The organism is Streptomyces sp. NPDC026206 (assembly GCF_040638465.1).
Taxonomy (GTDB): domain Bacteria; phylum Actinomycetota; class Actinomycetes; order Streptomycetales; family Streptomycetaceae; genus Streptomyces.
Map to the genome: position 1 here is coordinate 132,116 of NZ_JBEZYL010000007.1, position 17,698 is coordinate 149,813.

10 protein-coding genes are annotated in these 17,698 nt (G+C 73.3%); 5 read left to right on the forward strand and 5 right to left on the reverse strand.

The genetic code is table 11. From position 1 onward, the window contains the following. Positions 1 to 204: 204 nt before the first annotated feature. From AB0F13_RS13325 to AB0F13_RS13335, 3 genes are all read right to left on the reverse strand, one after another. Positions 205 to 1,365, reverse strand: a complete 1,161-nt coding sequence (locus AB0F13_RS13325; protein WP_362079909.1) for an amidohydrolase family protein — start codon at positions 1,363 to 1,365, stop codon at positions 205 to 207. Further along, positions 1,352 to 2,707: a glutamine synthetase family protein gene (locus AB0F13_RS13330; protein ID WP_362079912.1), complete on the reverse strand. Its 1,356-nt coding sequence runs from the start codon at positions 2,705 to 2,707 to the stop codon at positions 1,352 to 1,354. The genes AB0F13_RS13325 and AB0F13_RS13330 overlap by 14 nt, the downstream gene beginning before the upstream one ends. 203 nt (positions 2,708 to 2,910) lie before the next feature. Further along, positions 2,911 to 4,122 carry a serine hydrolase domain-containing protein gene (locus AB0F13_RS13335; RefSeq protein ID WP_362079915.1) on the reverse strand — a complete coding sequence of 404 codons (1,212 nt, stop codon included), beginning with the start codon at positions 4,120 to 4,122 and terminating at the stop codon, positions 2,911 to 2,913. 662 nt (positions 4,123 to 4,784) lie between these two features. Here AB0F13_RS13335 and AB0F13_RS13340 point away from each other — a divergent pair. Then, a complete protein-coding gene (locus AB0F13_RS13340) occupies positions 4,785 to 4,988 on the forward strand; it encodes a hypothetical protein (RefSeq protein ID WP_362079918.1) in 204 nt (67 codons plus the stop codon). Between the two features lie 193 nt (positions 4,989 to 5,181). Further along, positions 5,182 to 6,180: an ABC transporter substrate-binding protein gene (locus AB0F13_RS13345; RefSeq protein ID WP_362079921.1), complete on the forward strand. Its 999-nt coding sequence runs from the start codon at positions 5,182 to 5,184 to the stop codon at positions 6,178 to 6,180. 123 nt (positions 6,181 to 6,303) lie between these two features. Here AB0F13_RS13345 and AB0F13_RS13350 read toward each other — a convergent pair whose 3' ends face one another. Further along, positions 6,304 to 7,434, reverse strand: a complete 1,131-nt coding sequence (locus AB0F13_RS13350) for a M20 family metallopeptidase (RefSeq protein WP_362079924.1) — start codon at positions 7,432 to 7,434, stop codon at positions 6,304 to 6,306. A 156-nt stretch (positions 7,435 to 7,590) separates the two neighbouring features. On the opposite strand from AB0F13_RS13350, the gene AB0F13_RS13355 reads away from it, so the two are divergent. From AB0F13_RS13355 to AB0F13_RS13365, 3 genes are read left to right on the forward strand one after another with little or no spacing between them, the layout of a single operon-like run. Then, positions 7,591 to 14,820 carry an amino acid adenylation domain-containing protein gene (locus tag AB0F13_RS13355; protein WP_362079926.1) on the forward strand — a complete coding sequence of 2,410 codons (7,230 nt, stop codon included), beginning with the start codon at positions 7,591 to 7,593 and terminating at the stop codon, positions 14,818 to 14,820. 4 nt (positions 14,821 to 14,824) lie between these two features. Continuing rightward, a complete protein-coding gene (locus AB0F13_RS13360; protein WP_362079929.1) occupies positions 14,825 to 15,034 on the forward strand; it encodes an MbtH family protein in 210 nt (69 codons plus the stop codon). Then, positions 15,031 to 16,449: a DHA2 family efflux MFS transporter permease subunit gene (locus tag AB0F13_RS13365; RefSeq protein WP_362079932.1), complete on the forward strand. Its 1,419-nt coding sequence runs from the start codon at positions 15,031 to 15,033 to the stop codon at positions 16,447 to 16,449. The genes AB0F13_RS13360 and AB0F13_RS13365 overlap by 4 nt, the downstream gene beginning before the upstream one ends. Here the strand turns inward: AB0F13_RS13365 and fes are convergent. Beyond that, a complete protein-coding gene (gene fes / locus AB0F13_RS13370) occupies positions 16,435 to 17,667 on the reverse strand; it encodes an enterochelin esterase (protein WP_362079935.1) in 1,233 nt (410 codons plus the stop codon). The two genes, AB0F13_RS13365 and fes, sit on opposite strands and share 15 nt — an antisense overlap. Between the last annotated feature and the right edge of the window lie 31 nt (positions 17,668 to 17,698).

Below are 17,698 nucleotides of genomic sequence, written 5' to 3' on the forward strand. Positions count from 1 at the left end.
CACGGCGGAGCGCGCTGACGCATGAAGACCACGCTCTGGAAAGACTGCGTTCCGTAGAACCCCGACGGGAAATACGCCGCCGCTCCCCGGCAGTCGGGAGTGTCGTAGAGATAGGCGTCACGGTCGGTCTCATTGCCGGTGACACCCTGGGCGCTGCCGACCGTGTAGCAGTGCCCGTCGACCGGATTCGCCTGGCGGCCGGCTTCACCCGAACGGTGTGGGCCGCCCGGGCGGCGTCCGGTCCAGGCCGTAGACCCGGCGGGCGTTGTCCGCCGCGATCAGGGCCGCCACCCGCTGCGCGTCCCCTGCCGACCAGGCACCCTCGTCCACCCACTCCGTCAGCAGCCTGCCGAGAGACTGCCGGAACAGCTCGGCGCCCACCACGTACAGCTCCGGCAGACCGTAGGCGTCGGTGGAGAAAAGGAGCTTGCCGAACGGGGCCAGCTCCAGCATCTCGGCCAGCACGGCCCCGGCGCGTGCCCCGGTGTGCGACAGCGCGAGCCCCATGTCGGCGTAGACGTGGGGGAAGGCGTGGGCGAGGTAGCCGGCACCCCGGTGGTAGGGGTAGCCGTGCAGCAGCACCAGCGTGCAACCGGTGGGGCGGACCGCCCGTACGAAGTCGGTGAGCAGCAACGGGTCGCAGCGGTGCAGCCGCAGGTCCGGGTCGCCGAAGCCGGTGTGCAGCTGGATCGGCATGCCGGTCCGCGCGGCGGACCACAGCAGATGGCGCAGCAGCGCGGGCTCGGCCAGCCGGGTGCCCGGCGTACGGGCGGTGAGCCAGCGGTCGGCGGCGGCACGCACCTCGGCCGGGCGCGGCGGGCCGGCCTCGAAGTCCAGCCCGTAGCGGTAGGCGGCCACCGACTTGAAGCCGACGGCGGTACGGGCACCGTCCTGCACGGCGTCGGCCAGCCCGCCGAGGAAGCCGTCGCGGCTGCCGGCGCCGTCGGCGACCCGTTCCGCCAGGTGTTCCAGGCGGACGATCTCGTGGCAGGCCGCGTCACCGGCGGTTGCCAGCTGGCGGGGGCTCGTCAGGTCGCCGGGCAGGCCCGTGTCCACCAGGAAGTCGGAGATGCCGCACGAACTCAGCAGGCGCCGGGTGGCCTCGTCCGGGCCGAGCTCGCGGCGGCGGGCGAGGTAGGCCTCCGGCGGGCAGTGCGGTTCGAGGTCAAGGAGCGGTGCGCACCAGCGGCGCACGGCGAAGCCGAGCTGGGTGTCGAAGAAGGAGGTGCCGGGCGCGGCGGCTGTGTCCGACTCGGTGAGGAAGGATTCGAACGCCTCCCTGGCGAGCTCGGAGCGGGCCACGCCGTGACAGTGATGGTCCACCAGCCGGGGCACCCGCACGCCGGTCACGTCAGTACCGGCCACGCGTCGCGGCCGCGATGTCCTTCGGCGCCAGGCCCTCGAACAGCTTCACCTCGCCCGCGCGGACGGCGGCGATCGCCTCGAACAGCGGATCGCCGAGCGCGGTGCGCAGCAGGGCCGAGCCCTCGAAGTGCTCCAGTGCCTCGGCCAGGGATGTGGGCAGGCGCACCTGGCCGCCGGTGACGGCCGGGTCGCCCGCTGCCGGGGGCGGCAGCCGCAGGCCCTCGTCCAGGCCCGCCAGCCCGGCGGCCACCACCGCGCCCGTCACCAGATACGGGTTGGCCGCCGCGTCGAAGCACTTGACCTCGGCGTTGGCACCCCCGGCGTCGTCCGGCGCGCCGGTGATGAAGCGGAGCGCCGCCTCCCGCGCCTCCAGGCCCCAGCACTGGAAGACGCCCGCCCAGCGCGAGGGCTCCAGGCGCAGATAGCTGGCGGGTGTGGGGGCGCCCAGGGCGAGCAGCGCGGGCAGCTCCCGCAGCACTCCGGCCAGGAACGCCTCGCTCTCGGCCGTCATGCCGTACGGGCCGTCACCGCCCCGGCACAGGTTCTGCTCGTCCCGCCACAGGCTCAGGTGCAGATGCGCGCCGTTGCCGACGCCGCCGTGCTCCACGACGGGGGCGAAGGAGGCGTCGAGGCCGTGCCGCAGTGACACCGCGCGGATCGTCTCCCGGACGAGCACCGACAGGTCGGCCGCACCGACCGGGTCCGAAGGGGCGACCGACACCTCGAACTGGCCGGGCGAGTACTCGGGGTGGATCTGCAGCACTTCGACGCGCTGCGCGGTGAGTGCGTCCAGGACCTCGCGCAGGTAGTCCGACAGCTCGACCACCCGTGTCATGCCGTAGGCGGGGCCGGAGCAGGCGTAGCGCGGGGGCTCGTGCCCGTCGGAGTGGGTGACGACCCACTCGGTCTCGAAGCCCATGCTCAGCCGCAGTCCGCGGGCGGCGGCCGCGTCGGCCATCCGGCGGGCGAACTGCCGCTGGCACGCGGCATAGGGGGCGCCGTCCTGCTCGTACCGGTCCACCGGGGCCCAGGCCCAGCCGGGTTGCGCGGCCAGGACGCCGAGCCGGTCCAGATCGGGGAACAGCCGCAGATCGCCGTCGGGGCCGCCGATGTGACGGCTGGTGACGCTGGAGTCGTCGACGAGGTAGACGTCGAAGCAGGGCGACGCGCCCACGCCCCAGCGGGCGGCGTGCGCGAGCCGGCCGGTGGGCACCGCCTTGACGCGGGAGATGCCGGCGTTGTCCACCCAGGTGAGGGCGACGCCGCGGATGTCCTGGGCAGTGAGCTGCGCGGCTGCCTGCCGGGCCGCCGATTCCGCCCGCTCCCGTTCCGGCCTCTCCACGCGCGCTCCTCACCTCGGAACCACAGGGCCCGGCTGGGCAGGGCCTGGACGTATTACACCGCACGCCCGGCGGTGGGCGCCCGGGATACGGCTGAACAGGGGCCGGGCACCGCAGGGGAACACGGACGGGGCGGGTGCCCGGCGACGGGCCGTGCCCAGTCCACCGGCGGCTGCCGGCGGGCTGGGCACGGTGGTGCCGTGGGTCAGCGCAGAGCGGTGGCCGCTGCCAGGGCGCCGCCCGCCGTGGCGGTGCCGGCCGGCTGCGTGCCGCAGTACTCGGTTTCCAGCAGCCCGCCGAAATTCGCCGCCGTCCAGTCGCCGTTGTAGTTGAACGCGACGGTGTGGCGCCCGTCCGCCGTGGAGGCGGCAAGGGACGAGGAGCCGTGGATGCCGCCGGTGTGGAGCCAGATCGTCTCGCCGCACGAGAGAGTGGCGGCCGAGACGCCCAGGCCGTAGCGGGAGCCGGGGGCGTCGCCCATCGGCACGGTGGTGAGCAGCTCCTTCTGCTGGCGCTCGGGCAGCAGCTCGCCGCGCAGCAGCGCACGGTAGAAGCGGTTGAGGTCACCGGTGGTGGAGATGATCTCGCCGGCCGCCCCGCCCCAGGACGGGTTGAGCTCGGTGACGTCGTGAATCCTCGCGTCCGGCGCGGTGGACTGGAGCTTGCTGTAGGCCCGGCCGTGCGGGGAGGGGACGCGGGACGAGGTGCCGGGCAGGGTGGTGGCGCGCAGGCCCAGCTTGTCGATGATGCGCTTTTGCGTCTCGGAGGCGTACGAGTGGCCCGACGCCTTCTCGACGATCATTCCGGCGAGGACGTAGTTGGTGTTGGAGTAGTGCCACCCCTGGCCCGGCCGGAAGTCGGGCTTGTGCTGCATCGCGGCCGCGACCAGCTGCCGGGGGGTGTAGGTGTCGAAGCGGTGCTCGGGAAAGCCGGTGGTGAGCTGCTCTTTGATGCCCGGGTCATCGGTGTAGTTGAAGACCCCGCTGGTGTGGTTGAGCAGGCTGCGAATGGTGATGCGGCTGCCGTCGTGGCCGTTGCCGTGGACCACTCCGGGCAGCCACCGCTCGACCTTGTCGTCGAGGCCGAGTCTGCCCTCGGCCTCCAGCTGCAGGAGAACGGTCGAGACGAACGCCTTGCTGATGCTGCCGATGCGGAAGCGGTCCTGGGGGAGTCGCTGCCGGTGGGTCCTGAGGTCGGCCACACCGGCCGATCCGTTCCAGGTGCCGTTCTTGTCCTGAACCTGGCCGAGAATTCCCGGCACTCCGGCCCTCACCTCGGCCTCCATGACGGCCTGGGTGGCGGAGTGCGAACCGCCGCCCCGGCCCGTGTCGGCCGAGGCGGCCGTCGAGAGGGCCGTCGTGGCCAGTGCGGCCACCACGGCTCCCACCAGTGCCGTGCGTACTGTCCTTGCAGTCATCGTGCCCTGCCTCTCCACAGAAGAGTCATGTACGCAAGCCAGGACTCCGTCAACGGCCGTGGCGTTGACGAGCCTTCGGGAGGTAGGGCGGGATCTGGCCAGTCATTTCATCCGACGGCAGGCGGTCGGGAGATCGCACTGCGCTCCGAAATCTCACTCGTTCGACGGAATGCACCCAAGGTGACCGGGCGACTACGCTTGGTGTGTGTCCATGTGGGGTCGTGCGGCAGTGCTCCAGCCCGTGGTGCGGGCTGTGGTCGCCGTGCTGGCCTCAGCGCTGCTCGTGTTCTCCGCTGCGACGTCCGAAGGGGTGGAGAGCATCTCCGCCCGGGAAGAGGTCCCCGCGTCCGCGCCCTTGGCGGACGGGGCCTCCGACGAATGCGTCGCGTGTACCGCCGGGCAGCGGGTTCCACGTCCGGGGAGGGTGGGGCGGCCGGCCGGCAGGCGCGCCTGCCCGCCGGCCCTGGCGCCTGCCGCAGGAGGAGCCGGGGGGCCCTCCGGGCGGCAGGCGCCTTCCCGGCCGGGCGGCGACACCGCCGCCACCGACCGCGCGCACCATTCCGTACTGCGCTGCTGACCGGGACCACGTCCCGCCCCTGTCCCGGGGCGGGGCGTCGTCGTTTTCCCGGCATGTCAGCAGGTACGACAGCAGGAGTTACGTCATGCGCATCGATCCAGCGCACGCGCTCGGCGCCTATGTGCGCGCCGAGGCCTACCGCGATCACCGCCCCGCTCCCGAACCCGAGCCCGCGCCCGTCGTCGTCGAGGAGCGTGCGGACGCTCCCGGGAGCGCGGGGCCCGACGGCCGGCCCGCCTGGCGTCGGCCGAAAGCGCTCGCCCGGCTGCTGTTCCTCCGTCAGAAGTAGTCGCACCTCTGTCCGTCGCCCGGGGGCCGCTCCGGGCGGGCCGCTCCGGCCGGGTGGCGGACGAAAGGGACCCCCTGCGGGGTGACTTTAAGGTAAGGCTAACCTAATATTCAACAGCGTCCGGTGAGGGAGCAATCCTCCGCCGACGGCCTGCCCTGTTCTTTTTGAGTTCTTTCAACGCCCGGAGCCTTCGATGACCTCGCCCGACCGCTTCCTCCTGTCCGCGCCGCGCCGTGCGGCTCAGGCTCTTGCCGCTGTGGGTGCGGCCGCTCTGCTCCTGACCGGTTGCGGTTCCGGCTCGGACTCGGGCGCGGACAAGGCGAAGGGCGAGTCGAAGTCCGACGGCGGCGAGATGCGTACGGTCAAGGACGCGACGGGTACAGCGGTCAAGGTGCCCGCCAACCCCAAGCGCATCGTGACGCTCACCCAGGAGGACCTCGACGCGGTGCTCGCGCTCGGCCTCAAGCCGGTCGGCATCACCAACGGGCAGGGCCTGAACAAGCCGCCGGCCTACCTCGAGGACAAGGTCAAGGGCATCAACGTCGTCGGCAACCTGCTGCAGCCGGTGATGGACAAGGTGATCGCCGCCAAGCCCGACCTCATCCTCGCCGGCGACATGCAGGACCAGCAGGTCCTCAAGCAGCTCCGCGAGATCACCCCCGCCACGCTGGTCACCATGGCCCCGACCGACGACTGGAAGCTGTCTTTCCGGGGGATCGCCAACGCGGTCAACGGCCTCGACAAGGCCAACAAGGTCATCGCCGACTACGAGGCCAAGGCCAGGACGGCCGGTGAGGGGCTCGGCGGGAACAAGGGTGCCGAGGTCAGCATCGTCCGCTGGAACCCGGACGGCCCCAGCTGGATGGAGAAGAAGCAGTTCGCCAGCGGCGTCGCCCTGGACATGGGCCTCAAGCGCCCCAGGAGCCAGGACAAGGACGGCAACGCCCACACCCCGGCGCTCAGCCTGGAGAAGATCAACGAGATCGACGGCGAGTGGCTCTTCCTCTCCACCCTTACCTCGGACGGCGAGAAGGCGCTCAAGGACGTCCAGGAGAAGCCGGCGTACAAGGACCTGAACGCGGTCAAGAAGAACCACGCGGTGACGGTGGACGGTTCGGTGTGGTCCACGCGTGGCGGGCCGCTGGCCAGCCAGGTCGTCATCGACGACATCGCCAAGGCGCTGAAGAAGTAACCGGACGCCGGACGGGCTGATTTCAGCCCGTCCGGCGCTTGAGGACACGGCACAGCAGCCCGTCCGGCGCTTGAGGACCGGGGTCCGGGGGCGGAGCCACCGGTTACGCGGGCGAGCCCCCGGTTACGTGCGGGCCGCCGCGAAGTCCGCCGCCGTCCAGGCCATGCCCACCGCACCGTCGACGATGGCGCGCTCCGCCTCCGGCGAGACGGCCGCCTGGACGAACCCCGGCTCGTGCGGACCGCAGGTCCCACCGGTGATGTCCAGGACCGGATGGATCGACGGCACGGCGTGCGAGACGTTGCCCATGTCCGTGCAGGCGAACGCTTCGCGCTGCTGCGGCTCGGGGCGGCCCAGTTCCCGGGCGTTGGCCTGCCACAGGGCGATGAGCCCGGGGTCGGTGCGGAAGTCGAGGTAGTCCGGCTCGGGCCGGGTGAGCGTCACCTCGCAGCCGGCCGCGAGCGCTCCGGCACGGAAGCAGGCCTCCACGCGCTCGCGCAGCTCATGCAGGTCCTCGGCGGCCGAGGTGCGGATCTCGTACTCGGCGGTGGCCCGGTCGGGGATCGCGTTGGGGGCCGAGCCCGCGCCCGTGGTCACCCCGTGCACCTTCCAGTGCGGCGGCAGCTGCTGACGCAGCAGGCCCAGGGCGACCTGCGCCACCGTCAGGGCGTCGGCGGCGTTGCGGCCCTCGTGCGGGTTGAGGCTGGGGTGCGCGGAGCGGCCCCGGTAGGCGACCGAGAGGGTGCCGAGCGCGAAGGAGCGGAACTCGGCGACCTCGAACGGGCAGGGGTGCACCATCATCGCCGCATCCACCCCCTCGAAGGCCCCGGCCTCCAGCAGCAGCGCCTTTCCCGCCCCGCGCTCCTCGGCCGGGGTGCCCAGGACGCGCACGGTCAGGCCGAGTTCGTCCGCGTACGGGGCGAGGGCGAGGGCCGCGCCCACGCCGGCGGCGGCTATCAGATTGTGGCCGCAGGCATGGCCGAGCCCGGGAAGGGCGTCGTACTCGCAGGCGATGGCGACGGTGACCGGTCCGGCCCCGGCGCTCGCCGAGAACGCCGTCTGCAGGCCGTACGCCGGGGCGGTGACCGTGAAGCCGTGGCCGCGCAGGGTCTCGGCGCACCAGGCGGCGGCCCGGTGCTCCGCGAAGGCGGTCTCGGGGTGCTCGTGGATGCGCCGGCTGAGCGACAGGAGCTCCTCGCGGCAGGCTGAAACGCGCTCGCGTATGGCGGATTTGAGGCCTTCGGCCACGGTCATGTCCGGCTCCTGTGTCTGTGCTGTTTCGTGCTGCTCGTGCCCTGCGGGAACTGCTCTCACAAGCGATCAAAAAATAGCTTAGGCTTACCTAAGCTGACGCACCGGGGGGTCCGGTGTGACAAGGAACGTTTGCCATATACCGGGAGTCCCCACAGCATGCGTCACCACCAGGCCGAGACCTCCCCCAGCTACCGCTGGGAGGTACCCCCACCTGCCGAACTGCCCCTCCTCGCGGCGCAGTCCGGAATTCTGTACGCCCAGGCTCTCGCCCCGGACAGCCCGGTCTACAACACCGGTGACTGCGTGGAGATCAACGGCCCCTTGGACGAGGGACTGTTCGAGCGAGCACTGCGGCAGACCGTCCGGGAGGCGGAGACGCTGTCCCTGCTCGCCACGGCGGTGGACCCGCCCGCGCAGCGCGTCGCGGCCGCGCCCGACTGGCCGCTGCACCGCCTCGACCTGCGCGGGACGGACCGGCCCGACGAGGAGGCCGGGGCCTGGATGCGGACCGACCTCGCCCGGCCCGTCGATCTCACCGAGGGCCCGCTCGTCACCCAGGCCCTCATCCGCCTCGCCGACGACCGCTACTGGTGGTACCAGCGCGTCCACCACTTCGCCGTCGACGCCTACGCCCTCACCCTCATCGGGCGCCGGGCCGCCGAGGTCTACACCGCGCTCACCACCGGCGCCGCCCCCTCCCCGAACCCCTTCGGCACGCTGCGGGAGCTGGCCGACGACGAGGCCGAGTACACCGCCGGCGAACGCCACGCCGCCGACCGCGACTTCTGGCGCGCCCGGTTCGCCGACCGGCCCGAGCCCGTCTCCCTCTCCGGCGGCCCCGCCGCCTCCGCCGCCTCCGCCGGCGCCGTCCTGCGCCGCACCACCGAACTGCCCGCCGGCTCCCTGACCCGCCTGGAGTCGGCCGCCCGCGCCGCCAAGGCCACCTGGGCCGAACTCCTCATCGCCGCCACCGCCGGCTATCTGCACCGCACGACCGGCGCCCAGGACATCGTGCTGGGCCTGCCGCTGATGAACCGCCGCGGCCCCGCCGCGCTGCGCACCCCCGCCATGACGGTCAACGTCATGCCGCTGCGCATCGCCGTACAGCCCCAGGACACCGGCGCCGAACTCCTGCGCCGCGTCGTCCTCGAAGTGCGCGCCGTCCGCCGCCACCAGCGCTACCGGCAGGAGGACCTGCGCCGCGACCTCAGCCTCACCGCCGCCGGACAGCCCCTCTTCGGGCCGATGGTGAACATCAAGGCATTCGAGGGCGACCTGGAGTTCGGCGGACTGCCCGGCGTGGTGCGCAACCTCGCCGCGGGGCCGGTCGACGACCTCGCCGTGGCCGTCACCCCGGCGCCCGACGGCGCCGTCCGGCTCGGCCTGGACGCCAACCCCGCCCGCTACGACGCCGCCGCGCTCGCCGGCCACGAACACGGCTTGCGCCGCTACCTCGACGGGCTCACGGAGCTGCTCCTGGACGACCCCCAGCGCCCCGTCGGCACCATCGACCTGCTGGACGCGGCCGAGATCCGCCGCGCCACCGCGGGCCGCACCGAGCCCGCCCCCGCCCGGACCCTGCCCGAGCTCTTCGCCGAGCAGGCCGCCCGCACCCCCCACGCGGTCGCGATCCGCAGCGGTGGCACCACCCTCACCTTCGCCGAGCTGGAGAGCGCCGCCAACCGCCTCGCCCACGAACTGCAGGCCTCGGGCGTGCGGGCACACAGCGCCGTCGCACTGGCGCTGCCCCGCAGCGCGGACACCGTCGTCGCCCTGCTCGCCGTGCTCAAGGCGGGCGGCGTCTGCCAGCCGCTCGACCTCGGCCACCCCGAACAGCGCATCACCGCCGTCCTCGACGACACCCGGCCCGGCTGCGTCGTCGCCACCACCGGCACCGCACGCGCTCTGCCCGAGCACGGCATCCCGCTCCTGCTGCTCGACGACCCGGCCACCCGGGCCCGGACCGACGCCCGGCCCGGCACGGCTCCCGCCGCCCCCACCCTCCGTCAGCCCGCCTACGTCATCCACACCTCCGGTTCCACCGGCACACCCAAGGGCGTCCTCGTCACCCACGCCTCCCTCGCCAACCTGCACGCCGGGCACGGCAGCGATCACATCGCTCCCGCCGTGGAGCGCACCGGACGGGACCGGCTGAGGATCGCGCACAGCGCCTCCTTCGCCTTCGACGCCTCCTGGGACCCGCTGATCTGGATGGTCCACGGTCATGAGCTGCACCTCCTGGACGACACCGCCTACCGTGACCCGGCGGCGCTGACCGCCTACGTCGACGAACAGCGCATCGACTACCTTGACGCCACCCCCTCCTACGTCGAAGCACTCGTCGCCGAGGGCCTCCTCGACGACGGCCGGCACCGCCCCGCCCTCGTCGTCGTCGGCGGCGAGAGCGTGCCCGATCCGCTGTGGCGGCGCCTGGCCGGGACCGACGGCGTGCACCCCATCAACCTCTACGGGCCCACCGAGACCACCGTCGACGCCTACTACTGGCTGCCCGGCAGCACGCGGGACGCAGCCCCCGTCGGCCGCCCCGTGCGCGGCTCACGGGCGTACGTCCTCGACACCTGCCTGCGCCCGACGGCCCCCGGCGTCACCGGCGAGCTGTACATCGCCGGCGCCTGCCTCGCCGCCGGCTACCTGGGCCGCCCCGACCTCACCGCCGAACGCTTCACCGCCGACCCCTTCGGCGCCCTGCACGGCGAGAGCGGCGCCCGCATGTACCGCACAGGCGACCTCGTGCGCCGCCGCCCCGACGGCACGCTCGAATTCCTCGGCCGCGCGGACGACCAGGTCAAGATCCGCGGCTTCCGCGTCGAACTCGGTGAGATCCAGGCCGCCCTGGCCGAGCACCCGGCCGTGGCCCAGGCCGCCGTCATCGCCCGCGACACCGCCACCGGCAAGCGGCTGCTCGGCTACGTCGTGCCCGCCGCGAACGCCACCCCCGACCCCGGGGCGCTGCGCTCCCACCTCGCCGAACGGCTGCCCGGTCATATGGTGCCCAGCGCGCTCCTCCTCCTCGACGCCCTGCCCCGCACCGCCAACGACAAGCTCGACATCCGGGCCCTGCCCGACCCGGAACCGGCGGCCGCCGTGGGCGCCGCCACCGGCCACAGCGGCCCCCGCACCCCGCACGAAGAGATCATCTGCGGCCTCTTCGCCGACATACTCGGCCTGGACACCGCCCCCGCCCCGCAGGCCGGTCTCTTCGACCTGGGCGGCCACTCGCTGACCGCGGGCCGTATCGCCGCCCGGATCCGCGAGACCTTCGGCGCGCCCGTCAGCCTCGCCGACGTCTTCCGCAACCCCACCCCCGCCGCCCTCGCCGCACTCCTGCGCGAGACACCGGAAGCCGAGGCCGAGGACCGGCCCGCGCTGGTGCCCGTACCCCGCACGGACCGCATGCCGCTCTCCCCGGCGCAGAAGCGGCTGTGGTTCATGTACCGCCTCGAAGGACTCAGCCCCACCTACAACATCCCCCTCGTCCTGAAGCTGACCGGACCGCTCGACCACGACGCGCTGCAGCTCGCCCTGAACGACCTCGTGCACGCCCACGAGACCCTCAGAACGGTATATCCGGCCACTGACAACGAGCCCTACCAGCGGATCCTCACCGCCGAAGAGGCAAGCCCGCGCCTGCGCACCGCGCCCGCGACGGCCGACCTCACCGATGCCGTCCGCCACTGCTTCGACCTCGCCACCGAACCCCCGCTGCGAGCCACGCTGTTCACCGCGAACGGATCGGAGCGCCACACCCTGCTCCTGCTCCTGCACCACATCGCCGGGGACGGCGCCTCCACCACCCCCCTCGCCCGTGACCTGGCCACGGCCTACACCGCCCGCGCCGCCGGCCGCAGCCCCGACCTTCCGTACCGGCCCGTCCAGTACACCGACCACACCGTCCGGCAGCAGCGGCTCCTGGGCACGGCCGACGAGCCCACCGCCCTCGCCGCCCGCCAGCTCGACCACTGGAAGCAGGCCCTCGCCGGCCTCCCCGACCAGCTCGAACTGCCCACCGACCGGCCGCGCCCGGCCGTCGCGTCGTACGAAGGCGACACCGTCCCCTTCCATCTCGACCCGGCCGCCCACGCCGCCCTCGAACGGCTCGCCCGCACCACCGGCACCAGCGTCTTCATGGCCGTCCAGGCCGGTCTCGCCGCGCTGCTCACCCGCTACGGCTGCGGCACCGACATTCCGCTCGGCACCCCCGTCGCCGGGCGTGACGACGACACGACGGCCGACCTCGTCGGCTTCTTCGTCAACACCCTCGTCCTGCGCACCGACACGGCCGGCGCCCCCACCTTCCGCACCCTCCTCGGCCGCGTCCGCGCCACCGCGCTCGCCGCCTACGAACACGCCGACGTTCCCTTCGACCGGCTCGTCGAGGAGCTCAACCCGCCCCGCTCGCTCGCCCGGCACCCCCTCTTCCAGGTGATGCTCGCCTGGCAGTCCCTGCCGGACGCCGAGTTCGCGATGGGCCCGGGCCTGGCCGCGCGCATGGACGCCGTTCCCTCCGGCACCGCCAAGTTCGACCTCACCCTCAACGCCGGCGAGCAGCACGGCGGCGGCATATCCGGCTTCCTCGAATTCCGCACGGACCTCTTCGACGCCGGCACGGCGAAACGTCTCTCCACCCACCTCGCCCGGCTGCTCACCGCGGCCGCCGCCGACCCCGACACCCCCATCGGCCGGCTGCCCCTCCTCGACGCCGAGGAGCTGCAGCGCTGCCTGGCCGACTGGAACGCCGGCACGGCCAACCCCGCGCCGTCCCGGCAGACCCTCGTCGAGCTGTACGAGGACGCCGCCCGCCGCCACCCCGACCGTACGGCCGTGACCTGCGAGGGAGCGTCCCTCACCTACGCCGAACTGTCGGCCCGGGCCAACCGCCTGGCCCGGCTGCTCGCAGGGCGCGGCATCGGGCCCGGCGCCATCGTCGCCCTCGCCCTGCCCCGCTCGCTCGAACTCGTCACCGGCCTGCTGGCCGTCGCCAAGTCCGGCGCCGCCTACCTCCCCCTCGACCCGGACTACCCGGCCGACCGCCTCGCGTACATGCTGCAGGACGCCGCCCCCGCGGCCGTCGTCACCGACAGCGCGACCACCGGCCGCATCCCCGCCCACGACCTGCCCGTCATCCTGGTCGACGGCACACAGGCCGAGGCGTACGGGCCCACGGACCTCACCGAGCGGGAGCGCACCCGGCCCGTGCGCCCCGGCGACGTCGCCTACGTCATCTACACGTCGGGCTCCACCGGCCGCCCCAAGGGCGTCCCCGTCACCCACCACAACGTCGCCCGCCTCTTCTCCGCCACCGACCACTGGTTCGGCTTCGACGAGGAGGACGTCTGGACCCTCTTCCACTCCTACGCCTTCGACTTCTCGGTCTGGGAGCTGTGGGGCGCCCTGCTCCACGGCGGCCGGCTCGTGGTCGTACCGCACCTCGTCAGCCGCGACCCCGCGGCCTTCCTCGGCCTGCTCGCCGGCGAGCGGGTGACCGTCCTCAACCAGACGCCGTCCGCCTTCTACCAGCTCATGGCCGCGGACAAGGAGCACCCCGGCAGCGAACTGGCCCTGCGCTACGTCGTCTTCGGCGGAGAAGCGCTGGAACTGGGCCGCCTGGACGACTGGTACGCCCGCCATGCGGACGACGCGCCGGCCCTCGTCAACATGTACGGCATCACCGAGACCACGGTCCACGTCTCCTACATCGCCCTCGACCGCACGAGCGCCGCCGCCGGCACCTCCAGCACCATCGGCGTCAACATCCCCGACCTGCGCGTCTACGTCCTGGACCCGTACCTCCAGCCCGTGCCGCCCGGCGTCACCGGCGAGATGTACGTCGCGGGCGAGGGCCTGGCCCGCGGCTACCTCGGCCGCCACGCCCTGACCGCCGAGCGCTTCGTCGCCGACCCCTTCGCGCACCTTTTCAGCGAGCGCGGCAGCCGGATGTACCGCTCCGGCGACCTCGCCCGCCGCCGCCCCGACGGCACCCTGGAGTACTTCGGGCGCGCCGACCACCAGGTGAAGATCCGCGGCTTCCGCATCGAACCCGGCGAGATCGAGGCCGTACTGGCCGACCACCCCGATGTCGCCGACGCGGCCGTCGTCGTCCGCGAGGACACCCCCGGCGACAAGCGCCTCGTCGCCTACGCCGTGCCCGCCCGCGAGACCAGCCCGGCACTCCTGCGCGAGCACACCCGCACCGAACTGCCCCTCCACATGGTCCCGTCGGCCGTCGTCCTCCTGGACCGGCTGCCGCTGACCGCCAACGGCAAGCTCGACCGCAAGGCCCTGCCCGCCCCCGGCCTCACCGCCGCCGTCACCGCGGGACGCGCCCCGCGCGGCCCCCGCGAGGAACAGCTCTGCGCGATCTTCGCGGACGTCCTGGGCCTGCCCCGCGTCGGCGTCGACGACAACTTCTTCGACCTCGGCGGCCACTCCCTCCTCGCCGTGCGCCTCGCCGGCCGCGTCAAGGACGCGCTCGGCGCGGAGGTCGGCATCGGCACCGTCTTCCAGGCCCCGACCGTCGCCGCCCTCGACGCGGCGCTGGACGCGACGATGAGCACCGACGCCCTGGACGTGCTGCTGCCGCTGCGCCCGGCAGCCGAAGGGGACAAGGCGCCGCTGTACTGCGTCCACCCCGCGGGCGGCCTCAGCTGGTGCTACGCCGGACTGATCCGCCACCTGCCCGCCGACGTCCCGATCTACGGCCTCCAGGCCCAGGGCGTCGGCCCGGCCACCGCCGCCGAACCCCTGCCACGGACCCTGGAGGAGCTGGCCGCGCACTACGCCGACCGGCTGCGCGAGGTCCAGCCCGAGGGCCCGTACCGGCTGATGGGCTGGTCCACCGGCGGCATCATCGCCCACGCCATGGCCACCCGCCTGCAGGACCTCGGCGCCCAGGTGGAGACGCTGGCCATCCTCGACGCCTACCCCGCCGAGGGATTCCGCGAACTGCCCGTACCCGACCAGGCCGAGGCCCTCGAAGCCCTGCTCGCCATGGGCGGCTACGGACCGGACTCCCTGGAGGGCAAGCCCTTCGAACTCGCCCGCGTCACCGAGGTGCTGCGCCGCGAGGGCTCCCCGCTGGCCAGCCTGGACGACGCCACCATCGAGGCCCTCAACCGCACCTACCTCAACACCAACCACCTGGTGCGCGCCTTCGACCACCGCGTCTTCGACGGCGACGTGCTCTTCTTCCGGGCCACCGTCGAGACCATCGACGACACGCTCACCCCCGAGACCTGGACCCCCTATGTGACAGGCCGGATCGACAACACGGACGTCGCCTGCTCGCACAAGGACATGACCCTGCCCGGGCCGATCGCGCACATCGCGAGCGTCATCGCCGACCACCTGCGGAAACTGGAGAACTGACCCCATGAGCGACGTACCCGCCAACCCCTTCGACGACGACGGGGAGTACGCCTCTTTCCTGGTACTCGTCAACTCCGAGGGTCAGCACAGCCTCTGGCCGGGCTTCGCCGCCGTGCCCCAGGGCTGGACCACCGCCCACGGGCCGTGCGCCCGGCAGGAGGCCCTCGACTGGATCACCGGGCACTGGACCGACCTGACCCCGGCGGCCCGGTGAGAGGGATCAACCCGCGCATCGCCGTCGTGATCGTGTACACGGCGGCGATGTGCATGAACGGGCTCGACTCCACCATCGTCAACCCGGCGCTGCTCACCATCGCCCGGGACTTCGGCGAGCCGGTCTCGGCCGCCAACACCGTCGAGGTCGCCTTCCTCGTGGCGCTCGCCGTCGCCCTGCCCGTCGCGGGCCGGCTCGGCGACCGCTTCGGCACCAAGCGGGTCTTCCTTGCCGCGCTCGCCGTCTTCACCGCCGCGTCCGCCGCCTGCGGGCTCGCCGGGGGCCTGCCGGAGCTGGTCCTGGCACGCGTCGTGCAGGGCGTCGCGGGTGGGCTGCTCACGCCCGTCGGCATGACCTTGCTCTTCCGCACGTTCCCGCCGCACGAGCGGGTGAAGCTGTCGAGGGTGCTCATCGTGCCGACGGCACTGATGCCCGCGCTGGGCCCGCCGCTCGGCGGCTTCCTCACCGGGCACCTCTCCTGGCACTGGCTGTTCTTCGTCAACGTGCCGATCGGCGCGGCCGCCGTCCTGCTCGGCGCCGTGGGCATCCACGAACAGGCCGAGGGTGCCGAAGGCCCCTTCGACCTCGTGGGCTTCCTGCTCGCCACCCCCGCCCTCGGGCTGCTCACCTACGCGCTGGGCTTCGGCCCCTCGCACGGCTGGACGTCACCGGCCATCGCGGTGAGCGGTGCGCTGGGACTCGCCCTCCTCGCTGCGGCCGTCGGCCACCTCCTGCGGGCCACCACGCCGCTGCTGGAGCTGAAGCTGCTCGGTGACCGCGTCTTCGCGTCCGCTGCCGTGCTCGCCCTGGTCACCTCGGCCGGGCTGATGGGCGTCCTCTTCGCGTTCCCGCTGCTCTGCCAGGCGGTTCTCGGGGCCTCCGCCCTGGACGCGGGGCTCAGCGTCTTCCCCGAGGCGCTCGGGCTGATGCTGGCGTCCCAGGCGGTCGACCGGCTGCTGCCGAGGCTGGGTCCGCGGCTGCTGGCCGTGCCCGCGCTGGTGCTGGCCACGGCGGTCTTCGCGGCTCTCGCCGTGCCCGGCGTGGCGGAGAACGCCTGGGCGGTACGGGCGCTGATGTTCTGCGTCGGGCTGGTGCTGGGCACGGCCGTACTGACCGTCCAGATCGCCGGGTTCGCGGACGTCCCGCCTCCGGCCATGGGCCAGGCGATGGGGCTGTTCACGATCGTGCGCACCCTCGGCGGAGCGCTCGGCATCGCGGCCGTCGCCGCGGTGATCGCCGCCGGGGGCGGGTCCGGCCCGCACGGCGACGCCGCGCCGGGCCCCTACCGGACGGCGATCCTCACCACCGCCGGCCTGGTGGCGCTCGGCACGCTCTTCGCGCTCCGACTGCCCAAGGAGGCCCCCGCCCCGCCGCCCTTCGAGGAGGAGCCCGAGGACGCCTCAGTCACGGCCTGACAGCAGCCCGACGAGTCCGACGGCGAGCCCGCCGCGCCAGCAGGCGTAGTCGTGCCCGCCGTTGAACTCGTGGTAGGCCACGTCATAGCCGCGCGCCTCCAGCACATTGCGCAGGTGCCGGTTCTGCGGGAGCAGCATCCACTCCTGCAGGCCCACCTCCAGGTGGAAGCGGACCGGCAGCCGCTCGCGCGTCGCGTACTGCCGGGTCAGCCACTCGCTGCCGTCGTCGAACTCGGTCCCGTCCGGCCACCAGAAGGAGCCCGACTGGGACAGGGCGTTACCGAACCGCTCGGGCCTGCGGAACGCGGCGAAGGCCGCAGTCAGCCCACCCGCGCTCTGCCCCGCCACGACCGTACGCTCCGGGGCGTCCGTCGTGCCGTACTGCCGTGCGGCCCACGGCAGCAGCACGTCGGCCAGCCAGTCCACGAACTCCTCGCTGCAGCTGAGGTCGGCCATCCGCCGGTCGCGGCCCATCGTCTCGACCATGAGCGTCACGGTCGCGGGGATGCGGCCGTCGGCGTGGAGGTTGTCCATGGTGGCGCCGAAGTCCAGGACCGGCCCCCACACCTCGCCGTCCAGCAGCACGGCGACGGCGTACGGGCCCGCGTCGGCGCGGTGCCCGGCGGGCAGGTGGACGCCCACCCGCCGGCCGCCGGCCTCCGCGTCGATCCGCTCGCCGCGCGGTACGGACTCCCGGCAGGCCGCCCACTCCTGCGCGGGGGCGTCGGGGAGCTCCATCACGGACGAGGGGTTGCGCCCGTCGCGAGCCGCCAGCAGCGGGCCCGCTGCCAGGGGATCGTGCAGCGCGGTGTCCAGGACGCCCAGCCAGGCCTCGCGGTCCGTGCGCAGCGTCTCCTCGCGGGGGCCGCGCTGCACGGCGAACTGGTACGACGCCCGGTGGTCGGCGCGCAGCCGGTGGCTGATGGCCCACACATCCGTGCCGGGCACCTTGTGCATCAGGTGCGGGGAGAGGTCGCGGGCGTGGCGGTCCTTGTCGGTGACGGTGTGGAGGAGGGCGAGGACGTCGGTGGCGGGGGCCGCCGGGTCGTCGCGCCAGAGGAAGGTGACGAGCCGGTGGGCGGGGTCGCCGTTCGCGTCGGGTTCGACGAGGGGCGTGCCGGTGGCTGCCGCCCGCGCCCAGAAGGCTTCGACGGCGTCGGACTCGCCGGCCCGTACGGCCTCGGCGAGCTCGTTCAGTATCGGACTCTGCGTTTCCACGGCTTCCTTTCAGTGACACGTCGGGCCGGCG